This window comes from Frankia sp. ACN1ag (genome assembly GCF_001414035.1).
In the GTDB taxonomy this organism is placed as follows: domain Bacteria; phylum Actinomycetota; class Actinomycetes; order Frankiales; family Frankiaceae; genus Frankia; species Frankia torreyi.
In genome coordinates this window covers 1-22,839 of sequence record NZ_LJPA01000020.1, presented here as the reverse complement: position 1 = coordinate 22,839, position 22,839 = coordinate 1, and the positions used below count along the sequence as shown (strand labels likewise).

The window sequence follows — 22,839 nt, the reverse complement described above, 5'->3', positions numbered from 1 at the left end:
CGCGGTGGCCCACCTGAGCGCCCCCGTGCTTCCCCGCCGGGGGCCGCCGGACGGCGGCGGGAACCGCCGGGTGACGACGGGTCCGTCGCGAAACGCCGTGCCGCGACACGCCGCCGGACGGGCCGCGACACCGTGAAGGCGTCACGCTACTCCCCGTAGCGTCCCGGCGGGCTCCGCCGGACAGAGGGGAGGATGCGGTGAGCAGACCGCTGCCGAACAGGACGGCGAGTGTGCGCGCGACGGCGGACTCGCGGGGTACGGCGGGCGCGGCGCGGGCCGGCGTGACCGGGACAGCGGTCCCGTGGTGACCGGCGGCAGGCACCAGGAGGGCGACCACGGCCCCCTGCCTGGGCAACGTCACCAACCCGGCCCGCAGTCGGACGGCGTCCTCGAGCCGAACACCGAGCCGGACGTCCATCGCGAGCCTGTCGGCCCTGGTGGTGCCGACGGCCCTGGTGGTTCGGGCGGTCTGCACGGTTCAGGCGGTCTGCACGGTTCAGGCGGTCTGCACGGTTCGGGCGGTCTGCGCGGTTCGGGCGGCGAGCGGGGTCCGGCCGGCATGCGCGATCCGGCCGGGGTCGATCCCGCCGTCGGCTGGCACGCCCATCCCGGTTACCCGCCGCACGACCACGGGCCGGGCGACACCGGCCCGCCGGACCATCGACCGGCGTACGGCCACCGCCATGCCGCCGACGGCAGCGTGCTCCCGACCTCGGACGGCAGCGTCCCTGCCGGCGACACCCTGCCGGGCGCGACCTCGACCGCTGGCGCTGGCTCGGCCGGTGCGCCTGGTTCGACAGGGGTGCCCGGACCGGCCGGCATCCCTGCTGCGGGGGAGGCGATCGCCGGTGCGGGCGAGGTGCCCGCCGGTCTCGTCCCCGGCGTCCATCGTGACGCGGTGGCGGGCCGGTGGAGGCCGGGCGCCCCGGCGCAGCAGCGTCCCGGCCGTGACCCGCTCGGCCTGCGCGCTGTGCGGCGGGCCGGTGCCATCACGGTCGGGATGGCCGTGCTGATGGGGATTCTCGTCTGGCTCTACGGGACGTCGGTGACCAGCCTGCGGCCACGGGACCTGCCGATCCTCACCGTGGGTCCGGCGCCCGCGGCGACCGCGCTCGCCGACCAGATCAGCCGGGTCGAACCCGGCGCGCTGACCGTGCACACCGTGCCGACCGTCGCCGCGGCCGACCAGGCTCTGCGCGACCGCGACGCCTACGCCGCGATCGTCATCGGCAACGACGGACTGACGCTGCGGGTCGCCTCGGCGGCCAGTCCCGCGGTAACCGAGGCGATCACCCGGGGCATCCGGGTGTTCATGCCCGGTCTGGAGATCCCGGTCGTCGACGTGGTCGCGAACGCGTCCCGGGATCTGGCCGGCGGGGGACTGGCCGCCGGATACCTGCCGCTCGTGCTCGTCATCGCCGCCGCGGGAGTGCTGCTGACCCGGCTGGTCCGCTCCCGCGCGGTCCGGCTGGCCGGCATCGCGGTACTCGCGGTGCTCTCCGGGTTCGCCGGGACGGTGGCGCTGCAGGGCGCGCTGGACGTCCTGCCGGGTTCCTTCCTGACGACGATGGCGGTGCTGACCCTGCTGGCCCTGGCGGTCGCGGGGCCGATCGTGGGGGTCGGCGCGGTGGCCGGGACGCCGGGCCTGGTCGGCGCCGTCCTGGTGACGGTCGCGGGCGCCGCGCTGTCGGCGGTGCAGTCCGCGCCGGAGATGCTGCCCCGCCCGTGGGGGGACATCGGCCAGTTCGCGCCGCCCGGAGCGGGGGCGACCCTGCTGCGCTCCACCAGCTACTTCGAGGGCGCGGCTGGTGGCCGACCGGTGGTCGTGCTGGCCGTCTGGCTGGTCGTCGGCCTCTGGCTGGCCTTCGTGGGGGAGCGCGGCGCCGCCCCGTCGTTGTACCCGGGTGCCCGGGGGACCCCCCGGTCGGGCCAGGGGGCCCAACGACAGGGGGCCGGCATCGCCCCGGCCGGCACACCTACGACGGGCACGGTCCCGGCGGGCGGGGCCACGATCCCGGCAGGCGCAGGCGCAGGCGCAGGCGCCACGGCCGGTTCGGGCTCGGGCGCGGCGGGCCCGGGGGTGGCGGCGGCGGTGCCCGCACGAGCCGGCGCGACCACAGCGGACGAGGCGTGGGCGCTCCAGGAAGCGGCCGACGGCCCTGCGCTCCCCGGCGGCCCTGCGCTGCCCGGTGGGGCGGTGGTGGACCAGGCACCGGCGGCGCGCGCGGGAAGCACGCCCGGTGGCCCACCGGCTGCGGTCGCGGCGCCCCTGCCGACGTGGCGCTCGCCGCTGGAGCGCACAGTGCCGATCGAACCGTCGGGCGGAGGCGTCCGGCTGGTGCCCCCGACCCGCCCTGGCGACCCGCCACCAGGGCGTGGGGGAGGTCCCGCGGGGGGTGCGACGGCGGGCGGATCGGAATCCCGGTGACCTCGAGCCCGAGCGTCTGGCCACGCCAGGGTGGCATCCGAGCATAGGGTCACAGACGTGGATCGCCGCATCTTCGGACTGGAGAACGAGTACGGCGTCACCTGCGTGTTCCGGGGGCAGCGGCGGCTGTCCCCGGACGAGGTGGCGCGGTACCTGTTCCGTCGTGTCGTGTCATGGGGACGCAGCAGCAACGTGTTCCTCAAGAACGGCGCCCGCCTCTACCTCGACGTCGGGAGCCATCCGGAGTACGCCACTCCGGAATGCGACTCCGTCCCCGACCTCGTCACCCATGACAAGGCCGGCGAGCGGATCCTGGAGGGTCTGCTCGTCGAGGCCGAACGGCGGCTGCGGGAGGAGGGCATCGCCGGCGACATCCATCTGTTCAAGAACAACACCGACTCCGCCGGCAACAGCTACGGCTGCCACGAGAACTACCTCGTCGGCCGGCACGGCGAGTTCTCCAAGCTCGCCGACGTGCTGGTGCCGTTCCTGGTCAGCCGGCAGATCCTCTGCGGGGCCGGCAAGGTGCTGCAGACCCCGCGCGGCGCGGTCTACTGCATCTCCCAGCGCGCCGAGCACATCTGGGAGTCGGTGTCGTCGGCGACCACCCGGTCCCGCCCGATCATCAACACCCGGGACGAGCCGCACGCGGACGCCGAGCGTTTCCGCCGCCTGCACGTCATCGTCGGCGACTCGAACATGAGCGAGACGACGATGCTGCTCAAGCTCGGCTCCACCGATCTGGTGCTGCGCATGATCGAGGCCGGCGTCATGCTGCGCGACATGACGCTGGAGAACCCGATCCGGGCGATCCGCGAGGTCAGCCACGACATGACCTGCCAGCGGAAGATCAAACTGGCGAACGGCCGCGAGGTCAGCGCGCTGGACATCCAGCGGGAGTACTACTCGAAGGCCGTCGAGTTCGTCGAGCGCCGGGGCGGCGACGAGGTCGCCAAGCGGGTGCTCGACCTGTGGGGCCNCACGCTGCTCGCGATCGAGACCGACGACCTCGAGCTCGTCGCCCGGGAGATCGACTGGGTGACGAAGTACGTGCTCATCGAGCGGTTCCGGCACAAGCACGGCCTGTCGCTGGCCTCGCCGCGGGTCGCCGAGCTCGACCTGAAGTACCACGACATCCACCGCGATCGCGGGCTGTACTACCGAATGGAGCGGGCGGGGCTCGTCGAGCGGGTGACCCGCGACCTCGACGTGTTCGAGGCCAAGTCGCGGCCGCCACAGACCACCCGCGCCCGGCTGCGCGGCGAGTTCATCAAGCGGGCCCAGGAGAAGCGGCGCGACTTCACGGTCGACTGGGTCCACCTCAAGCTCAACGATCAGGCGCAGCGTACGGTCCTGTGCAAGGACCCGTTCCGCTCCGTCGACGACCGGGTCGACAAGCTCATCGCCAGCATGTGAGGACCCGCTCCCTGTGATGTCCGCTCCGCGGCGTGCCCGCGCCGCCCTGACTGCCCTGACCGCCCTGCGCGTGGTCGCCCCGCTCACGCGAGCCGCGAGCCGTCGCCGCCTGCTCGCCGGCGTGGTGCTGCCCGCAGTGCTGGTCGTCCCGGTCCTTGCGGGCTGCTCCGCCTCGGACGCCCCCGACGGCACGGGCGCCGCGCCGGCGCCGACCGTGACCGCCGGGCCCCGCCTGCCCGCGGTGCAGAACGCCACCGACCTGACCCGTAAGCCGCTGTCCGCGGCGGGGTCGGGCACCCCGCCGACCACGCTGGTCACCGACGACCTCGTCACCGGCCACGGGACGCGCGCCTCGGCCGCCAGCACCGTCGTCGTCCAGTACTCCGGCGTGCTGTGGCGCAACGGCAAGGAGTTCGACACCACCTGGGGCAGCGGGCAGACCGCCACCTTCCCGCTGGACAGCACGATCGCCGGCTTCGGGCGCGGCATCGACGGGATGCGCGTCGGCGGCCGCCGGCAGATCGTCATCCCGCCCGACCTCGGCTACGGGCCGGCGGGCGGCCAGCCGCCGACCATCCTCGCCGACGACACCCTGGTCTTCGTGGTCGACCTGCTCGCCGTCCAGGGCGGCGGCGGTGCCGGCGCGGGCGGGGCGACCGTCCAGCCCTAGCCGAGATCGTCCGAACCCGAGCGGGGCCGGCTGCGGTGCGTTGTGTCCGGTCTGAGCCCTGGGATCGTGCACAACGCACCGCAACGCCTGGCCACGCGCCCGGATCGATCCCGGCCCGTCCCGACCCTCGCTCGGATCCGGGCGTCCGTCCTCCGGCGGTGGGACAACGGGTCGTGGTGGGGGCGGTGCCGGCCCGGCGTTGCAGGTCGACTACCGTGTGACGATGTGTCCCGGCGACGGGTGGAGCGCCTGCTGAACCTGACGATGTGCCTGATGGCGACATCGCGCTTTCTCACCGTGTCCCAGCTCGGTGAGCTGGTGGAGGGCTACGAGCCCGGCGTCACCGGGGAGGAGCAGGAGGCCTTCCGGCGGATGTTCGAGCGCGACAAGGCCTACCTGCGCGAGATCGGCATCCCGTTGGAGACCGGGGCGGACTCGGCGTTCAGCGACGAGGTCGGCTACCGGATCCGCCGCGGCGACTACGCCCTGCCCGACATCGCCCTGGCGCCGGACGAGGCCGCCGCGCTGGCGCTGGCCGGGTCGCTGTGGTCGACGACGGCGCTGGCCGGGCCGGCGGCGAGCGCCCTGCGCAAGCTGGCCGCCGGCAGCGCCGCGGTCGGCGACGGCGGCCTCGACCCCCTTACCGGCCTCGACACTCTCGCCGGCCTCGACACTCTGGACGGCTTCGAGCCGCGGGTCGACGCGACGGATCCCGCGTTCGAACCGTGCCTCGCCGCGGTGCAGGCCGGCCGGGCGATCCGCTTTCCCTACCGCAAGGTCGGCGAGACCGACGTCGCCGAGCGGCACGTCGAGCCGTGGGGCGTGCTGTCCTGGCGGGGCCGCTGGTACCTGGCGGGCCACGACGTCACCCGCGGCGCCCCGCGGGTGTTCCGGCTGTCCCGGTTCGCCGGGCCCGTGCGGCCGGTCGGACCCGGCGGGGCCGTGCGCGTCCCGCCGGACGTCGACCTGCACGCCATGGTCTCCACCCAGGCCCCGCCGGACCGGGTGCGCACCGCGACGCTCGCCGTGCGCCGCGGCACCGGCCACGCGCTGCGCCGCGGCGCCCGCCCCGTCCACGCCGCCTGCCCGCCGACCGAGCTGCCGCCGGACCTGCTCACCGGCCCGCCGGCCGAGGTGGGATGTCGGCCGGCCGAGGCGGGGCGGCGGCCGGTCGTGCCGGCGGACATGGACCTGGTGGAGCGGGAGTTCGCCGACACCGAGCGCTTTGCCCGCTGGATCGTCGGGTCGGGGCCGGACGTGATCGTGCTGGGGCCGCCGGAGCTGCGCGCCGCCGTGGTCGCCCGGCTGCGGGCGGCGGCCGCGGGCACCGCCGGCGCGCGCGAGGCCGCCGCGGTTCCCGGCGGGCGATGAGCGATGAGCGCCGCGACCGACCGGTTGAGCCGGCTGCTCGCCCTCGTCCCCTGGCTGCGGGCGCATCCCGGCATCCCGCTGCCGGCCGCCGCGGAGGCCTTCGGCATCACGCCGCGGCAGCTACGCGATGACCTGGACCTGCTGTTCGTGTGCGGACTGCCCGGCGGGGCGCCGGGCGACCTCATCGACCTGAGCTACTCCGGCGACCGGATCACCGTCGCCGATCCGCAGACGCTTGACCGGCCGTTGCGCCTGTCCGTGGACGAGGCCACGGCGTTGGTCGTCGCCGCCCGCGCGCTCGCCGACGTGCCGGGGCTCGCCGGCCGGGAGGCCCTCGATCGGGCGCTGGAGAAGTTGGAGAAGGCGGTCGGTGCGGCGGGCAGCGTCGCCGGCCAGGTGCGCGTCAGCCTCGACACCCACGCCGAGGTGCTCGCCGCGGTGCAGCGGGCGGTACGGCAACGTCGCCGTGTGCACCTGCGCTACCTCGTATGGTCCCGCGACGAGTTGACCGAGCGTGACGTGGACCCGATGCGGGTGCTGGTCCGGGAGGGCCACTGGTACCTGGAGGGCTGGTGCCACCGGGCGGAGGCGGTGCGGTTGTTCCGGCTGGACCGCATCGACGGGCCGGGCGGGGTCGAGGTGCTCGACGTTCCGGCCGCCCCGCCGCCGGGCGCGGTGTCCCGCGACACCAGCGAGGGGATCTACCGTCCCGGCCCGGCCGACGTCCGGGTCGTCCTCGAACTCGCCTCGCCGGCCCGCTGGGTCGCCGACTACTACCCGGTCACGGGGGTGCGGGAGCTGCCCGGCGGTCGCCTGGAGGTCACCCTCCACGCGCGGGAGACGTCCTGGCTGCACCGGCTCGTGCTCGGCCTCGGCGCCGACGTGCGGGTCGTCGAACCGCCGGGGCTCGCCGCCCAGGTGCACGCCCTGGCGCGTCGGGCGCTGGCCGCCTACGGGCTCGACGCCCCCGCCGGCGGCGCCGGCGGCGAACGGTAGGGTGACCGGCATGCTCTGGACGCTCGTCTACCTCGTGCTCATCCTCGGCGGGCTCGTCCTGCTCGCCCTGTGCGCCTGGCGGGTGTGGCAGAAGGTGCGCGGCGTGCGCCGGGCTCTCGGCGAGCTGTCGACGCGGGTGTCCGGTCTTGCCGCCGACACCGCGGAGCTCTCCGCCCGGCTGAACCATGCCGAGGTCACGGCCCGGCTCGCCGAGCGCACATCCTGATCGGCCCGACCGGGCCGGATGCGGGGCGCGAGCGGGCAGCTCGGGTGTGGTCCCATCGTGATCTATCGTGATCCGCGAGGAGCGATCGGGGGATTCGGTTTCGTAACGCAGGGTCACATTGTGGTCGACGCGGCGCGCTTTCGTGATGACTGTGGGAAACATCGGGCGGTGGTGGTGTGGATTCTCGCGTGCGAAGCGTTCCGGAACAGCTACAATTCGTCCGGCAGACCCGCTTCGTTGCGCAGCCGTCATCTCCGAGATACCCGTATGCCTTCTATCGCCTCCTAGGCTGGCGGACGTAGCATCGATCGCACCGGTCGTGGGACCGGGCCGGTACCGCTCATCGGAGGACGCAGACCATGCCAAACCTGGGCACCACCGAGATCATCATCATCGCCCTCGTCGTGCTGGTGCTGTTCGGATCGAAGAAGCTCCCCGACGCGGCGCGTTCCTTCGGCCGCTCGCTGCGCATCTTCAAGGCCGAAACCAAGGGCCTGCGCGACGACGAGCACCCGGCCCCGGCCGCTCAGCCGGCCCCGCTGCCGATCGAGGCCCCGGCTGCGGCCCCCGCCCAGGCGGCCCAGTCCAGCGCGTCCGTGAACGGCTCCGCCCCGGCGGCGGACCGGCGCTGACCCCACGTCCCGGCCGGGCGCCGCAGCGTCCGGCCGGTGGATGCCGGTCGCCGTCGGCGGTCCCTCGCGGCCTCGACCTGACCCCTCGACCCCCTGACGCTGCCTGACCCTCGAGGCTGCCTGACCCTCGACCCTGCCCCCTTGACCAGGAGACGCCGACGTGCCAGGGATCCCCACGCCGCGCAGGCTCTTCGCCTCGGTGCACCAGCGGCGGACCCGCACGGTCGAGGACAGCCGGATGCCCCTCACGGAACACCTTCGTGAGTTGCGGAACCGGATCGCGATCGCGCTCCTGGGGTTCGCGATCGCCGCGGTCGTGTGCTTCATCTTCGAACCGCACATCTTCAACTGGCTCAAGGCGCCCTACTGCGACCTGCCGGCCAGTAAGCGTTTCAGCCCCGACGGCGCGGCGTCGACCAACTGCACGCTGTACTTCTTCGGCATCCTCGACGCGTTCACCATCCGGCTGAAGATCTCGATGATCGCCGCGGCGGTGGTGTCCTCCCCGGTGTGGCTCTACCAGCTCTGGTCGTTCATCACCCCTGGCCTGCACCGGCACGAGCGGCGCTGGTCGCTCACGTTCGTCGGGATCTCGCTGATCCTGTTCGCCACCGGCGCCGTCTTCGCCTACCTGACCCTGTCCACGGGGCTGAGCCTGCTGCTCGGGTTCGGCGGCAACGGCCTGGTCAGCGTCCTCGACGGCAACAGGTACCTCAGCTATGTCCAGGCGATGCTGTTGATCTTCGGGCTGTCGTTCGAGATTCCGCTGCTCGTCACCATGCTGAACCTGGCCGGTGTCGTCACCACCGCCCGGCTGCGGTCCTGGCGGCGCGCCGAGATCTTCCTCGTGTTCGTCTTCGCCGCCGTCGTCACGCCCAGCCAGGATCCGTTCACCATGCTGGCGCTGGGTCTGCCGATGGTGATCCTCTACGAGGTCGCGCTGATCGTCGGCTGGATCAACGATCGGCGCAAGGCCCGCCGCGGCGACGACTCCCCGTACGCCGACCTCGGNGACGACGAGACCTCGCCGCTGGACTACGACGACGCCCCGCCCCGCGCGCCCGGCGCCGCCCGGCCGGCCGAGGCGACCCCGGCGTCGCCGGTCGGCGCGGGGACCGGCTCCGCGGCCCCCGGCGGCGATCCGTCGCACCTCGACATCACCTGACCTCGACATCACCTGACGTGCCCCGCTCCCACCTGCCGTGGCGGTCGGTGCGGGGGCGCCGCGTCCCGTAGGGTGGCACTGTGTCCTCCACGCCTGAGGCTCTCGTGGAGTTCGCTGCCAGCCTCCCCTTCGGGTTCGACCCGTTCCAGCTCGAGGCGCTCTCGGCGCTGGCGGCCGGTGAAGGGGTCCTGGTCGCGGCGCCCACGGGAGCGGGCAAGACGGTCGTCGGCGAGTTCGCCGCCCACCTCGCCCTGAGCACGGGAACGCGCTGCTTCTACACGACGCCGATCAAGGCGTTGTCCAACCAGAAGTACACCGATCTTGTCGCCCGTTACGGCGCCGACAAGGTCGGCCTGCTGACCGGCGACACCTCTCGCAACGGCTCCGCGCCGGTCGTCGTCATGACGACCGAGGTGCTGCGCAACATGCTCTACGCCGGCCCGGTCGGCGGCGGCGGCCTCGACACCCTCGCCTACGTGGTCATGGACGAGGTGCACTACCTCGCCGACCGCCAGCGGGGCGCCGTCTGGGAGGAGGTCATCATCCACCTGCCGGCGCACGTCCGGCTGGTGTCGCTGTCGGCGACGGTGAGCAACGCCGAGGAGTTCGGCGAGTGGCTCGTCACCGTCCGCGGGCACACCCGCGTCATCGTCAGCGACCACCGGCCCGTGCCGCTGTGGCAGCACGTCCTCGCCGACCGCACCCTGCACGACCTGTTCCTCGAGGACGGTTCCGGCGCGCCGGCGCCGTCCGCCGGGGCGGCACTCGCCCGGGCGGTGTCCGAGGAGGAGCTCGCCCGGNCCGNCNGNNNGGNCCCGCCCGCCGCCGGGTCCGNCCNCNCGGTNCCGNCCGNCGCNGGCGGGCGGTCCGGGGACCGGGGCCGCGGTGGGGAACGCGGCCGGCGCCGCGACGGGCGGGGGCGCGCTGCCGACGGCACTCGGGCCCCGTCGCAGACGGTGCCCGCGGCACGCGTCGGCGGCGACGGCCCGGCCCGCGGCGCGACGGCCAAGGTGGGCGGCCGGGTGGTCAACCCGGACCTGGTCCGGCTCGCCCGGGAGGAGAACCGGGCGATGCCCGGCGGCTACGGCCGGGGCCGCGGCGGCCCCGGCGGCCCCGGCGGCCCGCGTCGGCGGATGTGGGTGCCGGGCCGGCCGGAGGTCGTCGAACGCCTCGACCGGGACGGCCTGCTGCCCGCGATCGTGTTCGTGTTCAGCCGGGCCGGCTGCGACGACGCGGTCACCTCCTGCGTGCGTTCCGGGCTGCGCCTGGTCGGGCCGGCCGAGCAGCAGCGCATCCGGACGATCGTCCGCGAGCGCACCGTCGGGATCCCCGACTCCGATCTCGGCGTCCTCGGCTACTGGGCCTGGCTGGAGGGCCTGGAGCGGGGCATCGCCTCCCACCACGCCGGGATGCTGCCCACGTTCAAGGAGATCGTCGAGGAGCTGTTCGTCCAGGGGCTGGTCCGGGTCGTGTTCGCCACCGAGACCCTGGCGCTCGGCATCAACATGCCGGCGCGCACCGTCGTCCTGGAACGGCTGACGAAGTTCAACGGCGAGAGCCGCGTCGACATCACCCCGGGGGAGTACACGCAGCTCACCGGCCGCGCCGGTCGCCGCGGCATCGACGTCGAGGGCCACGCCGTCGTGCTGTGGCAGCCGGGGCTGGACCCGCTGGCGCTGGCCGGGCTCGCGTCCACCCGCACCTATCCGCTGCGCTCGTCGTTCCGCCCCTCCTACAACATGGCGGTCAACCTCGTCGGCCGGCTCGGCGCCGATCGGGCCCGCACCGTCCTCGAATCGTCGTTCGCGCAGTTCCAGGCCGACCGGGACGTGGTGGGTCTGGCGCGGGTGGTGGCGCGCAACACCGAGGCGATCGACGAGATGCGCGCGCAGGTGAGCTGTGACCGCGGGGACGCCGCCGAGTACGACCGGATCCGCCGCGACATCCGCGAGCGGGAGGCGGCGCTGTCCCGGGAGGGTTCGGCGCGCCGACGCGCCGAGTCGGCGGCGGCGCTGGGTCGGCTGCGCACCGGTGACATCGTGCGGGTGCCCGCCGGGCGGCGCAGCGGGCTCGCCGTCGTCCTCGACGCCGATGCGGGCGCGGTCGGCGCCGAGGGGCCCCGGCCCGTCGTGCTGACCGCGGACAAGCAGGTGCGGCGGCTGTCGCTGGTCGACTTCCCGGTCGCGGTGGAGCCGCTCGGACGGGTCCGGGTGCCGCGGTCGTTCAACCCGCGCTCGCCGCAGTCCCGCCGGGATCTGGCCTCCTCGCTGCGGGCCGCGGACGTCGACCCCGACGGTCCGCCCAGCCGGCGGGCCAAGGCGCGCTCCGCGGCCGCGGACGACGCCGAGCTCGCCCGGCTGCGCCGGGCCCTGCGCGCCCACCCGGTGCACGACTGCCCGCGCCGCGAGGAGCATCTACGCTCGGCCGAGCAGGTCAACCGGCTCGCCAAGGAGACCGCGGCGATCTCGCGAAAGGTCGAGGGCCGCACGAACACGGTCGCGAAGACGTTCGACCGGGTCCGCGCGGCGCTGACGGAGCTCGGCTACCTCGACGGCGACACGGTCACCGACGCCGGCCGGGTGCTGGCGCGCATCTACTCCGAGCAGGACCTGCTCGTCTCCGAGTGCCTGCGCGCCGGCATCTGGGAGGACCTGACCGCGCCGGCGCTCGCCGCCGCCGTGTCCAGCCTGGTCTTCGAGCCGCGCGGCGACGACGTGGGCGTCCCGGCGCTGCCCGGCGGCGCGGCGCTACGCGACTGCCTGGACGAGATGGGCCGCCTGGCGTTCCGGCTCGCCGCGACCGAGCAGGGCCACCGCCTGGCGTTCCTGCGCCCGCCCGAGCTCGGCTTCGTCCCCGCCGCCCACGACTGGGCGGTGGGCCGGCCGCTGGAACGGGTCCTCACCGACAGCGGGCTGGAGCTGACCGCCGGCGACTTCGTCCGGTGGATGCGCCAACTGCTCGACCTGCTCGACCAGATCGCCAAGGTGGCCCCCGACGACTCCCGGGTGCGCCGCACCGCCCGCTCTGCGATGGACGCGCTGCGCCGCGGCGTCGTCGCCTACGCGACCAGTGTCTGAGCCGGTGCCGGTGCCGGTGCCGGTGCCGGTGTCCGGGGCGGTGCCGGTGTCCGGGGCGGTGTCGGTGTCCGGGGCGGTGTCGGTGGGTGGTACGGCAGGGCGGCGCGCGGCGGCGCGCGCCGGTGGGCTGGTGCTCGGCGCGGCCCTCGACGCGCTGCTCGCCGATCCGACGCGGCTGCACCCGGTCGCCGGCTTCGGGCGGGCCGCCGTCCGGCTGGAACGGCTGGACTACCGGGACGGCCGCGCCGCCGGCGTGCTGCACACCGCCCTGCTGCTGGCCGCCGTCGCCGTTCCGGCCGCCGCGGTCGAGCACGCGTGGGGACGTCCCCGGGCGGTGCCGGCGCGGTCCACCGTGGAGGACCGGTCCGGCGGCGGGGAGCGTGTTGGCCGTTGGGAGCGTGGCAGCGCAGCGGTCGCGATGACCGCCGCGGGGACCTGGGTGGTGCTCGGCGGGGCGTCGTTGCGCCGGCAGGGCCGTCGGCTCGGTGCCGAGCTGCTCGCCGGCGACCTGGCCGCCGCCCGGGCGCGGCTGCCGACGTTGTGCGGACGGGATCCGTCACTGCTCGACGAGGCCGGGATCGCTCGCGGCGCCATCGAGTCGATCGCCGAGAACACCTGCGACGCCGTGGTCGCGCCGCTGTGGTGGGGGACGGTAGCCGGGTTGCCGGGGCTGGTCGGCTACCGGGTGGTGAACACCCTCGACGCGATGATCGGCCATCACAGCGACCGCTACGAACGGTTCGGCTGGGCGGCGGCCCGCCTCGACGACCTGGTGAACCTGCTGCCGGCCCGGCTGTGCGCGCTGGCGGCCTGCGTGTGCGCGCCGGTTGTCGGGGGCAGCGCCGCCGATGCGTTCTGGGTGATGCGCCGCGACGGCCGATCGCATCCCAGCCCGAACGCCGGGATGGCCGAGGCCGCGTTCGCCGGGGCGCTGGGCCTGCGCCTCGGCGGGGAGCTGCGTTACCCGTACCGGGTCGAGCATCGGCCCGAGCTGGGGTTCGGCCGCCCGCCGCGGGGCGCCGACGTCGCCGCCGCCGCCCGGCTGTCCGGCGCGGTCAGCGTGCTGTGCCTCGCGGTGACGGCGCTGGTCGGCGGCGCGGCGGGCGCGCTGCTGGCCAGCGGCCTGCGCCGGGTGCGCCGCGTCGGGGTCGAAGGGGGGCCACGTCGGTGAGCGGGGGACTGCTGGTCGCCGGGACGGCGTCGGACGCCGGCAAGAGCGTGCTGACCGCCGGCATCTGCCGGTGGCTGGCCCGGGAGGGCGTGCGCGTCGCGCCGTTCAAGGCACAGAACATGGCGCTGAACTCCACCGTCACCGCAGACGGCGCGGAGATCGGCCGGGCGCAGGCGATGCAGGCCGCGGCGGCCGGGGTGGAGCCGGAGGCGGCGATGAACCCGGTGCTGCTCAAGCCGGGCGGCGACCGCCACAGTCAGCTCATCGTGCTGGGCCGCCCCGTCGCCGAGGTCGACGCGCTCGGCTACCGCCCGTACAAGGAACGGCTGGCGAAGATCGTCCTGGACTGCCTCGACGACCTGCGCGGCCGGTTCGACGCGGTGATCTGCGAGGGCGCCGGATCGCCGGCGGAGATCAACCTGCGGTCCACCGACATCGCGAACATGGGCCTGGCCCGCGCCGCGAACCTGCCGGTGATCGTCGTCGGCGACATCGACAAGGGCGGGGTCTTCGCCGCCCTGTTCGGCACGCTGGCGCTGCTCGACCGCGCCGATCAGGCTCTCGTCGCCGGCTGGGTGATCAACCGGTTCCGCGGCGACGCCCGGCTGCTCGAACCCGGGCTGCGCCAGATCGAGGCGCTGACCGGCCGGCCCGTGCACGGCGTCGTCCCGTTCCGCTCCGGGCTCTGGCTCGACGTCGAGGACTCCCTCGACCTGGCCTCCTACCCCGACGCCGACCCCGACCCCGACGCCGAGCCAGCGGGGGAGGGCGTATCGGCGGGGGAGGGCGTATCGGCGGGGGAGGGTGTGCGGCGGGAGAGCCTGCGGGTGGCCGTGGTCCGGCTGCCCCGGCTGTCGAACGTCACCGACCTCGACGCGCTGCGCGCCGAGCCCGGCGTCGTGGTGCGGCTGGTCACCGGTCCGGATGAGCTGGCCGGCGCCGACCTGGTGGTGCTGCCCGGCACCCGCTCGACGGTGGAGGACCTGCGCTGGCTGCGCCGCCGCGGCCTCGCCGACGCCGTCGCCGCCCGCGCCGCCGCCGGCCGGCCCGTGCTGGGCATCTGCGGCGGCTACCAGATGCTGGGCCGGCGCATCCACGACGACGTCGAGTCGGGTGCGGGGGAGGTCGCCGGCCTCGGCCTGCTGCCGGTGACAACCACCTTCGAGGCGTCGAAGCTGCTCGGCCGCCGCGCGGCGACCGACGCGGACGGCCGGCCGGTGACCGGCTACGAGATCCGCCACGGCCGGCTCACCGTCGCCGACCATCCCCGGGCCGAGCCGTTCGCCGCCGACGGCGTGCGGGTCGGCGCGGTCGCCGGTACGAGCTGGCACGGCCTGCTGGAGAACGACGAGTTCCGCCGCGCCTACCTCGCCGACGTCGCCGGTGCGGCCGGGCGGGCGTTCGTTCCGGCCCGCACCCGCTTCGCCGACGTGCGCAGCCGCCGCCTCGACGTCCTCGGCGATCTGGTCGCCGACCATCTCGACACCGCCGCACTGCGCCGCCTGCTCGACGGGGGAGCCCCGCCCGGCCTGCCCTTCGTCCCGCCCGGCGTGCCGTGACGCCGCCGACGCCCCGTGACGCCGCCGGTGGTCTACAACCGGTTGCGCAGGAGCTGCTTGCCCTGCTCGGCGCCCTTGCGGCTCTCGGTCTGCGCCCGGCGGAACAGGTCGTGCAGCTCCCGGTCCCCGTCGCGCTCGGCGTCGGCGGCGTAGGTCTCCAGCCGCAGCGCGTTGTTCAGGCAGATCTCGGTGAACCACAGCAGGTCGTACTGGGCGTCCTTCGTCCCGGTGATGTTCCCGTGCTCCACGGTCGTGGTCATGATGGGCGACCTCTCCTCTGGGCGTCGTGCCCTCTGAGCATCGTGATGCGGTCCAGCCCCGACTCCGCTACGGGCATGGCATCGGGGGACCGGCGGCCGCGATCCCGCGCCGCCGCGAGCCGGTGGCGCGCCGCGGTCGCTGAAGGTGCCTATGCCCGTACCGAACGTTCCTACCCGTCTCATCCAACCGCTCGGATCCGTCGCGGGAAGAGCCGTCACGGGAAGAGCCGCCGCGGTCGACGGGTTCCCACCCGGTTGAGGAGCAGGGCCGGTTGAGGAGCAGGGCCGCTTCGACAGGAACGGCCCCGCTGTCGGGCACGGTCCCTGCCAGGACAGGCGAGAGGAGAACGCACGTGAACGAGGGCACGGTCCTCATCACCGGGGCGACCGACGGGCTGGGCGCCCACCTGGCCGAACGGCTGGGCGGTGCGGGCTGGCGGGTGCTGGTGCACGGCCGCGACGCCGACCGCGCCGAGCGGGTGGCCGGCCGCATCCGCGCGGCCGGCGGGCCGCGGCCCGAGGTGCTGCTCGCCGACCTCGCGGATCTGGGCGAGGTCGACGGCCTCGCCGCCGCCGTCGAACGGCACACCGACCGGCTCGACGTGCTGGTCAACAACGCCGGGGTCGGGTTCGGCACGCCGGGCGCCGTCCGCGAGACCAGTGCCGACGGCATCGAGCTGCGCTTCGCCGTCAACTACCTGGCCGGCTACCGGCTGACCCGCCTGCTGCTGCCGCTGCTGACCCGCTCCGCCCCGGCGAGGATCGTCAACGTCGCCTCCGCCGGGCAGGAACCCCTCGACTTCGCCGACCTGCTTACCACTCGGGACTACGGCGGCATTCGCGCCTACCGCCGCAGCAAGATCGCCCAAATCATGGGAACGTTCGACCTGGCCGAACAGCTGGCCGGCACCGGCGTCACCGTCGACGCCCTGCACCCCGCGACCTTCATGGACACCACGATGGTCCGCCAGGCCGGCTCCCCCGTGAGCAGCACCGTCACCGAGGGCGGCGACGCCACCCTGAACCTGATCACCGGCCCCGCAGCCACCTCGGGCACCGGCCGCTACTTCGTCGGCCAACGTGAGGCCCGCGCTCTCGCCCAGGCCTACGACCCCGCTGCCCGCCGCCATCTCCGCCAGGCCACCGACGAGCTGCTCGTCGCATCCACCCGATCCTGACCACTGCTGCCTGCGTGCCGGAGGGGCAGACCTGGCTCCCGTCGGCCCGCGGCCACGGCACAACCAGCGGGCCTGGTTCGGCTCATGGGGTGGCCTGCCCGCACTGGGGCTCGGCCGTCAGGTCAGGGAGCGGGCGAGTGCCTCGGAGTCGAGCAGCAGGCGGCGGACGATCGCGTCGAAGCGGTCACCCTTGGCCTTCGGTGACAGGCCCTGGAGCGACTCGGCGACCTTGTACTCGATCATGCAGGCCNCGCGCCACTTGGACAGGACCGAGTAGTAGCCGATCGTCGAGACGTCGCGGCCGGTCTGCTCGCCGTAGTAGGCGATGACGTCGTCGCGGTGCGGGAAACGCCCCGGCGTGAAGTACCGCATGGCGCCGTCGTCCTCCTCGGCGGTGACGAGGTTGTTCGCGAACGCGGCGAGGTCGAGCAGGGGATCGCCGATGGTCGCGGTCTCCCAGTCGATGATCGCGGCGAGTCGGGCCGGCGGCCGGTGGTGGAACAGCGCGTTGTTCGGCGCGTAGTCGGCGTGGATGAGCGCGGGACGCGAGCCCGCCGGGACGTTGTCCCGCAGCCAGTCCGCCACGTACCGTAGCCCGGGCAGGTCGCGCGGCTCGTACTTCGGGTAGCGCCGGCGGTAGCCGTCGACCTGGCCCAGCCACCGGTCCGGCTGGCGCTCGAGGAATCCCTCGGGCCGGCCGAAGCCGCCCAGCCCGACCGCCTCGTAGTCGAGGTTGGCCAGCGCGACCAGCCCGTCGGTCATCGCCCAGCAGATGTAGTGCTGGTCGGGGCCGCCGTCGAAACCCGCCGGCCAGATCGTCTCGTTCTCGGCGGTGATGGTGGCCGCCCAGCCGTCGACCAGCTCCATGACGTAGAAGCTGACCCCGAGCAGGGAGTCATCCGCGCAGAAGCCGAGGAACTCCGGGCTCGGGACGTCGGTCCCGGTCAGCGCGCGCAGGACGGTGGCCTCGCGCTGGATCGTGCGCGCACCCTGCGGGCTGCCCTCGAGCGGCGGGCTGCGGAAGATCGCCTTCCGGCCGCCCCGGTCGAGGCTCAGGATCAGGTTGGTCGACCCGCCCGAGACCAGGGCCGTCTCCAGCGGCCCGTCGCCCAGGCTCGGGACGTGCTCGTCCAGCCAGCCGGACAGCGCCGCCAGATTGATCACCTTGTTCGCATCCGTCACAGATGCAGGTTTCCACACCTTCGACGACGACGTTGACGCGTGCAGGGACCCACCCGGTCGAGGGCCTGCCGGCCGGGTCGGCCCGCCGGGCGCCCGGCGGGACTCCCGCGACTTCAGCGCCCGCCGGTTCGACCTCCCACGATCACGTACAGCACGACCGCGGGCACTCACTCGTCGACGAGGCTCAGCGCCCGCTCCGGGCAGGCGGCGACGGCGTCGCGGGCGCGCTTCTCCTGGCCCGCCGGAACCTCCGGGTCGGTCACGGCGACGTAGCCCAGGTCGTCGAGGGGGAAGAGATCGTCGGCGGTGGCGTTGCAGCGGGCGTGGCCCGAGCAGCGCCCGGTGTCGACCACGATTCTCATCGGTCGTCCTTTCGCCCGGGCCGGGATCCGAATCCCGCCAGGGGCAGGGAGAAGATGCCGTGGACATTGCCCCAGTACGCCCGGGGCGTGGCGCCGTCGCGCAGGGCGTAGTCCGGGATGACGCGGTGCCAGCCGGCGAGCGCGACGGTCATCTCGATCCGGGCGAGGTGTGAGCCCAGGCACCGGTGGGGGCCCGCGCCGAACGCCAGGTGCGGGGCGGGCTGTCGCGAGGTGAGGTCGAGGGCGTCCGCGCCGGCGACGAGCGCCTCGTCCCGGTTCGCGGAGACCAGCGGGAAGAGCACGAGGTCACCGGCCCGTAGCTGCTGGCCGCCGACCTCGATGTCCTGGGTCACCTTCCGGCCGATCTCGGGCACGGCGTAGAACCGCAGCAGCTCCTCGACGACGCCGTCGATCGGCTCGCCGGCGGCGGCCAGCCCGGCGACATAACGCCGGTCGGCCTCATGCGTGGCGAGGTGGTGCATCGCGAAGGACAGGCTCATCGCCACGGTGTCGAGCCCCGCGAGGAAGAGCAGCAGGCAGCAGTTGACCAGCGCGTCGTCGGGAGCCGGCGCGCCGTCGAGCTCCCAGCCGAGCATCGCGCCGAGCAGTCCCTCGCCCCGCTCGCCGCTCTCCCGCCGACGAGCGATCTCGGCCTGGAAGTACCCGACGACCGAGAAGATCCCGCCGATCTGCCGGTCCGGGTCGAAGACGCCTTCGTCGGTCGGGGCGAGCGCCTGCTTCTCCCACTCCAGGAAGGTCGGCAACTCGTCGATCGGCAGCCCCATGAGCTCGAGGAAGACCACCGTCGGCAGCTCCAGCGCGAAATCCTCGACGTAGTCGCATTCGCCCCTGGCGCGGATCGCCGCCACGAGCTCGGCGGTGCGCTCCTCCAGACGCGGCCGCAGCAACCCCATGGTGCGCGGGGAGAAGTACTGTGCCAGCAGCCGCCGCCACTGCGTGTGCTCCGGCGGATCGAGCTGGATGGGAATCATTGCGAACGGCGGGTCCGGGCTGAGCGGGGTGATGACCTCGCTGGAGAAGACCGCCGGATTCTGCAGGCATTCGCGGACGAGATCGTGGTCCAGCACCATCCAGTACGACAGGGCGGGTTCGGTCACCCGCACGACGCGGTGTAAGGCACGCAGCGCGTCGAAACGGTCGCCTGCTTCGCCGACCGCGCCGACTCCCACGAGTCGGTGGTCGGTGACCTCGGTGGTGGGCGTTGTCATCGCAGATTCTCCTCAGCTATCCCGGGCCGTCGGCTGTCCGGGGCCGTCGGCTGTCCCGGGCTGTCGGCTGTCCCGGGCTGTCGGCTGTCCCGGGCTGTCAGCGGACGGTGAAGCCGGCGTCGAGGGCCCACTGGGTCCCGGTGATGAACGTCGCCTCGTCGGAGACCAGGTAGGCGACGGCGCCCGCGATGTCCTCGGGCTGCAGAATGGGGATGGGCAGGGCGTTCTGCATCGCGGAGACGTTGCTGTCCGCCTTCGCCATCGCCGCCTGCATCGCGGCGTTCATCGTCATGCCCGAGACGACACCGGTCGGGTGGATGGTGTTGACCCTGATCATCTCGGCGGCGTACTGGGTGGCCAGCACCTGCATGTAGCCGACGAGGCCCCGCTTGGCCGCCGTGTAGGCCTGGGCACTCGGCTCCTCGCTGGCGGTGCCCTTCAGCCCCGCGCTCGAGGAGGTGATGACGATCGAGCCACCGCGCCCACCCGCCCGCAACCGCGGCAGGGCCACCTGGACGGTGTTGAACGTGCCGGTGAGCAGGATGTCGATGGTGTCCTGCCACTCGCGCTGCGGGTCGACGCTGTCGCCGACCCGCAGGATGCCGGCGTTGGCCAGGATGATGTCGACCCGGCCGAACGCGGCGTATCCCTCGTCGAAGACGGCCCGAAGCGCAGGCTGGTCACGGACGTCGGCCTTGCCGATGACCGCCTGGCGGCCTTCCTTCTCGACCAGGTCGGCGGTCTGCTGAAGCTCGGCCCAGGTGCCGCACGGGTAGTTCATCGACGGGATGTCCGCACAGATGTCGACGCCGATGATGTCGACGCCGTCCCGGGCGAGGCGAACGGCGTGCGCGCGGCCCTGGCCACGGGCGGCGCCGGTGATGAACGCGACGNGCCCTTCGAGCTTTCCGGTCATTGTTCCTGTCCTGTCTCGCGAGCCGATGAGAAGCCGGTGCCGCTGAGCGGCCAGGGCCGCCGAGAAGCCGGTGCCGGTGAGGTCGGCCGGTGCGGTCAGACGGCGATGCCGACACTGCGGATGCGGAGGAACTCCTCGATGCCCTCGCGGCCGCCCTCCTTGCCGACCCCGGAGAGCCCGAACCCCCCGAACGGCCGGCCGACCTTGAGGTTCGTCGCGCCGTTGATGAGCGTCTCGCCGGCGTCGAGTTCGGCGGCGACCCGCAGCGCCCGCTGCAGATCCCTGGTCTGGACGTAGGAGGACAGCGCGTACCGGGTGCCGTTGGCCAGGGCGACCGCCTCCTGCTCGGTCCGGAACCGGAAGATCGTCAGCACCGGTCCGAAGACCTCGGTCTGGGCGAGCTCGGAGTCCGGGTCGACGTCGGTGAAGACCGTCGGCTGGAGGTAGAAGCCGGCCCGGTCGATCCGGCTCCCGCCGGTCAGCAGGGTCGCGCCCTGCTCGGAGGCCCGCTCGATCATCCCGAGGATCCGCTCGACGGCCGCCTGGTTGACGACCGGACCGGAGGCCACGGCGGGATCGAACGGGTCACCGACCGGGATGTTCTGCGCGATCAGCTTCACTCGCGCGACGACCTCGTCGTACACGTCCTCGTGGACGATCATCCGGGTCGCGAAGGCGCAGCCCTGGCCGGAGAGCGCGATCAGGGAGAACGTCGTCCCGAGCTGGCAGGCCACGTCGAGGTCGGCGTCATCGAAGACGATGTTGGCGGACTTGCCGCCGAGTTCGAGGACGGCGGGCTTCATGCTGGGCGCGCACGCCTCGAGGATCCTGGTCGCCGTGGCCGGGCCACCGGTGAAGGTGACCTTCCGGACCAGCGGGTGGGAGACGAGCTGGGCGCCCGCCTCGGCGGTGCCGGGCAGGACGTTGACGACCCCGGGCGGGAACCCGGCCTGCTCGACGAGGTCCATGAACAGTTCCCCGCTGAACGGGGTGAGCTCGGAGGGCTTGACCACCACGGTGTTCCCGGCCGCGACCGCGGCCGGGATCTTCATGGCCAGCGAGATGAGCGGGCCGTTCCAGGTGATGATGATCCCGATGACGCCGTACGGCTGGGCGAGGGTGTAACCGAGCTCGGAGTCCTGGACGGGGTTGCCGGTCAGGTCGCCGTGGATCTTGTCGGCCCAGCCGGCGTAGTAACGGGTCCACTCCGCCGAGAGCACCGGGAAGGCCGCTCCGACGGACAGCGGCGTGCCGTTGTCGAGCGCCCCGAGCCGGGCGAACTCGTCCGCGTGGGCCTCGATCAGGTCCGCGAGCCGGTGGAGCAGGGCGCGGCGCTGGGCGGGCGGGGTCCGCTTCCAGGTCTGGAACGCCTCGTGCGCCGCGGTGACGGCGAGGTCGATCTCGTCTTTGTCCGCCAACGGAATCTGCGCGTCGACCTCGCCGGTGGCCGGGTTGACGTGACCGTAGGTGCCGCCCGATCCGGACGCACGCTTCTCACCGTTGATGCGGAGATGGACCCTCGGTGGGGTGCGGTCGATGTCTGGCATGGGGCTCCTCGGGACGTTCTCGCGCGCACGACGGAGTGGATGGGCGGATCGGAGGCGGGCGGATCAGAGGCGGGCGGATGGGAGGCGGGCCGCTCGGAGGTGCGCCGCTCGGGGCTGAACAGTGAGGTGACTGAGTGACCTTAGTGAACTGTGGTGGTCGTCACGTGTCAAGGAATCGGACAAAGTCGTCCGTAAATCCTTGCGCGGAGATCGGCTCCGCAGGCCCCGCTGCTCGCCGCTACGGTGAGGATCAGCTCGCGGACGCGGCGGAGAGGAGATCCATGGGTGACGGCGCGACGGCCGCGCGACGATCCCCCGGCCGGCCTCGCAAGGCCGACGCCGAGCGGCGCATCCTCGACGCCGCCATCGACGAGTACCTCGAACGCGGCGCGACCGGCTTCACCATCGACGCCGTCGCCCGGCGCGCCGGGGTCGGCAAGTCCACGGTCTACCTGCGCTGGCCCGACCGCGACACGCTCCTCGTCGACAGCGTCCTGGCGCGGTCCCGCGCGATCGAGGACGTCGACACCGGATCACTGCGCGACGACCTGATCGCCCTGAGTACGAACATGCTGCGATTCCTGCTCGACCCCGTGGGGTTCGCGACGCTGCGCCTCGCGGTCGAGGCCGTGGCCAGCCGCGCCGCCCCCCAGGTCACCATCGATGTGGCCGAACGCCATCGCCGAGCCGCAGGCGTGGTGCTCACCCGGGCCGCCGAGCGCGGCGAACCCATCAACCCGATCACCCGGGCCCGTGTCATCGAGTGCCTNTACGGCGCGATCACCCTGAAGGCGCTGGCTCATGGTCTCGAGACGGACACCACCAGCGACGCGGAGACCGTCGCGGCCTGCACCGAGCTCGTCGACCTCCTTCTCCCGCTGCTGCTGGAGCACGGCCGGCCCCCGCCGGACTCGGTCCGGTGAAGGCCCGTCGTACACAAGATAATCAACGTTGTTGACGAAACGGGAGCAACATAAATGATCTTGGATGGCTGGTGGAAGCCGGCAGCGGATCAGACGCACCGGACTGATGCCGCCTGGGGAGCCGCCCGGGGATTCCACCGACGAAGACCGGCCAGCTCGACCGCGACCGGGCCGTCTCGACGCTGATCGCTACCAGGCTTCGGCGAGAGGGCTTCCGCCTTTAGTCGGGAGGTGAATCGCCGTGTATTCGGGTAGAATTACAGCCATGCCCCGGTCGGTTCACGTCGCCCGTCTGTACCCGGATTCGGGTCAGGCAGGGAAACTGGACGGGCAGGGTCATGCGGCGCGGGGGTTGTGGAATCTGCTACACGAATGGCACACGACGTGCCGCGAGCATCGCCGTCCCATGCTCGCCGTGGCCGAGGTTGATCGGCAGATGCGGGAAGCGCGGAAGAATCTACCGGAAGGCTTCGAGTGGCTTTCCGTGCTGCCTGCGCAGGCAGGCCAGCAGGTGTTGAAGCAGTATCAGAC

At 73.5% G+C, this 22,839-nt stretch carries 17 protein-coding genes and 6 pseudogenes; 17 read left to right on the top strand and 6 right to left on the bottom strand.

The genetic code is table 11. The features are described from left to right. Positions 1 to 304 precede the first annotated feature (304 nt). The 14 genes and pseudogenes from UK82_RS34380 (at position 305) to UK82_RS18490 (ending at position 14,711) form a co-directional block, all read left to right on the top strand. On the top strand, positions 305 to 2,428 hold the full coding sequence (locus UK82_RS34380) for a hypothetical protein (protein ID WP_201784213.1): 2,124 nt from the start codon (positions 305 to 307) through the stop codon (positions 2,426 to 2,428). A gap of 57 nt (positions 2,429 to 2,485) precedes the next feature. Further along, positions 2,486 to 3,407: pseudogene (locus UK82_RS38595) on the top strand (proteasome accessory factor PafA2 family protein); the annotation flags it as partial. Between the two features lies 1 nt (position 3,408). Then, on the top strand, positions 3,409 to 3,844 hold a 436-nt coding region (locus UK82_RS38590), incomplete at its 5' end, for a proteasome accessory factor PafA2 family protein (protein WP_236706108.1). A 13-nt stretch (positions 3,845 to 3,857) separates the two neighbouring features. After that, positions 3,858 to 4,514, top strand: a complete 657-nt coding sequence (locus tag UK82_RS18530; protein ID WP_152989939.1) for an FKBP-type peptidyl-prolyl cis-trans isomerase — start codon at positions 3,858 to 3,860, stop codon at positions 4,512 to 4,514. A gap of 273 nt (positions 4,515 to 4,787) precedes the next feature. Then, positions 4,788 to 5,885 (top strand): YafY family protein, encoded by a 1,098-nt coding sequence (locus tag UK82_RS18525; protein ID WP_236706107.1) that lies wholly within the window; start codon positions 4,788 to 4,790, stop codon positions 5,883 to 5,885. Positions 5,886 to 5,888: 3 nt separating this feature from the next. Continuing rightward, on the top strand, positions 5,889 to 6,881 hold the full coding sequence (locus UK82_RS18520) for a YafY family protein (protein ID WP_044885209.1): 993 nt from the start codon (positions 5,889 to 5,891) through the stop codon (positions 6,879 to 6,881). A gap of 10 nt (positions 6,882 to 6,891) precedes the next feature. Then, a complete protein-coding gene (locus UK82_RS18515) occupies positions 6,892 to 7,107 on the top strand; it encodes a hypothetical protein (protein ID WP_044885257.1) in 216 nt (71 codons plus the stop codon). 359 nt (positions 7,108 to 7,466) lie between these two features. Continuing rightward, a complete protein-coding gene (tatA, locus tag UK82_RS18510) occupies positions 7,467 to 7,739 on the top strand; it encodes a Sec-independent protein translocase subunit TatA (RefSeq protein ID WP_044885210.1) in 273 nt (90 codons plus the stop codon). 160 nt (positions 7,740 to 7,899) lie between these two features. Then, positions 7,900 to 8,750, top strand: a pseudogene (tatC, locus tag UK82_RS18505) (twin-arginine translocase subunit TatC); the annotation flags it as partial. Between the two features lies 1 nt (position 8,751). Then, positions 8,752 to 8,904: pseudogene (locus tag UK82_RS38585) on the top strand (twin-arginine translocase subunit TatC); the annotation flags it as partial. 80 nt (positions 8,905 to 8,984) lie between these two features. Continuing rightward, positions 8,985 to 9,704, top strand: a 720-nt coding sequence (locus tag UK82_RS38580; RefSeq protein WP_236706106.1) for a DEAD/DEAH box helicase, incomplete at its 3' end; no start/stop codon positions are given. Between the two features lie 57 nt (positions 9,705 to 9,761). Next, positions 9,762 to 11,981, top strand: a 2,220-nt coding sequence (locus UK82_RS18500) for an RNA helicase (RefSeq protein ID WP_236706105.1), incomplete at its 5' end; no start/stop codon positions are given. An 82-nt stretch (positions 11,982 to 12,063) separates the two neighbouring features. After that, positions 12,064 to 13,152, top strand: coding sequence for a cobalamin biosynthesis protein (locus UK82_RS18495; protein ID WP_052681080.1), 1,089 nt, complete (start codon positions 12,064 to 12,066; stop codon positions 13,150 to 13,152). Beyond that, a complete protein-coding gene (locus tag UK82_RS18490) occupies positions 13,149 to 14,711 on the top strand; it encodes a cobyric acid synthase (protein ID WP_055408373.1) in 1,563 nt (520 codons plus the stop codon). Before UK82_RS18495 ends, UK82_RS18490 begins: the two co-directional genes overlap by 4 nt. A gap of 32 nt (positions 14,712 to 14,743) precedes the next feature. Here UK82_RS18490 and UK82_RS18485 read toward each other — a convergent pair whose 3' ends face one another. Continuing rightward, positions 14,744 to 14,971, bottom strand: coding sequence for a hypothetical protein (locus UK82_RS18485; protein ID WP_044885214.1), 228 nt, complete (start codon positions 14,969 to 14,971; stop codon positions 14,744 to 14,746). Between the two features lie 353 nt (positions 14,972 to 15,324). On the opposite strand from UK82_RS18485, the gene UK82_RS18480 reads away from it, so the two are divergent. Further along, entirely contained in the window at positions 15,325 to 16,149 is an 825-nt protein-coding gene (locus UK82_RS18480; RefSeq protein ID WP_055408371.1) for an SDR family NAD(P)-dependent oxidoreductase, read from the top strand. A gap of 251 nt (positions 16,150 to 16,400) precedes the next feature. On the opposite strand, the gene UK82_RS18475 is transcribed toward UK82_RS18480, so the two are convergent. The 5 genes and pseudogenes from UK82_RS18475 to UK82_RS18455 form a co-directional block, all read right to left on the bottom strand. Then, a partial coding sequence (locus UK82_RS18475; protein ID WP_236706126.1) for a phosphotransferase family protein occupies positions 16,401 to 17,313 on the bottom strand: 913 nt, incomplete at its 3' end. A gap of 185 nt (positions 17,314 to 17,498) precedes the next feature. Further along, the gene (locus UK82_RS18470) at positions 17,499 to 17,693 is read right to left on the bottom strand and encodes a ferredoxin (protein ID WP_044885217.1); all 195 of its coding nucleotides are present in this window, start codon (positions 17,691 to 17,693) and stop codon (positions 17,499 to 17,501) included. Next, positions 17,690 to 18,922, bottom strand: a complete 1,233-nt coding sequence (locus UK82_RS18465) for a cytochrome P450 (protein ID WP_044885218.1) — start codon at positions 18,920 to 18,922, stop codon at positions 17,690 to 17,692. Before UK82_RS18465 ends, UK82_RS18470 begins: the two co-directional genes overlap by 4 nt. 97 nt (positions 18,923 to 19,019) lie before the next feature. Then, positions 19,020 to 19,815, bottom strand: a pseudogene (locus UK82_RS18460) (mycofactocin-coupled SDR family oxidoreductase); the annotation flags it as partial. Between the two features lie 118 nt (positions 19,816 to 19,933). Continuing rightward, positions 19,934 to 21,385: an aldehyde dehydrogenase gene (locus UK82_RS18455; protein WP_055408365.1), complete on the bottom strand. Its 1,452-nt coding sequence runs from the start codon at positions 21,383 to 21,385 to the stop codon at positions 19,934 to 19,936. Between the two features lie 281 nt (positions 21,386 to 21,666). Here UK82_RS18455 and UK82_RS18450 point away from each other — a divergent pair. Together UK82_RS18450 and UK82_RS41545 are read left to right on the top strand one after the other, a co-directional pair. Beyond that, positions 21,667 to 22,154, top strand: a pseudogene (locus tag UK82_RS18450) (TetR/AcrR family transcriptional regulator); the annotation flags it as partial. Position 22,155: 1 nt separating this feature from the next. Then, positions 22,156 to 22,308 (top strand): annotated as a pseudogene (locus UK82_RS41545) (TetR family transcriptional regulator); the annotation flags it as partial. Positions 22,309 to 22,839: the final 531 nt, after the last annotated feature.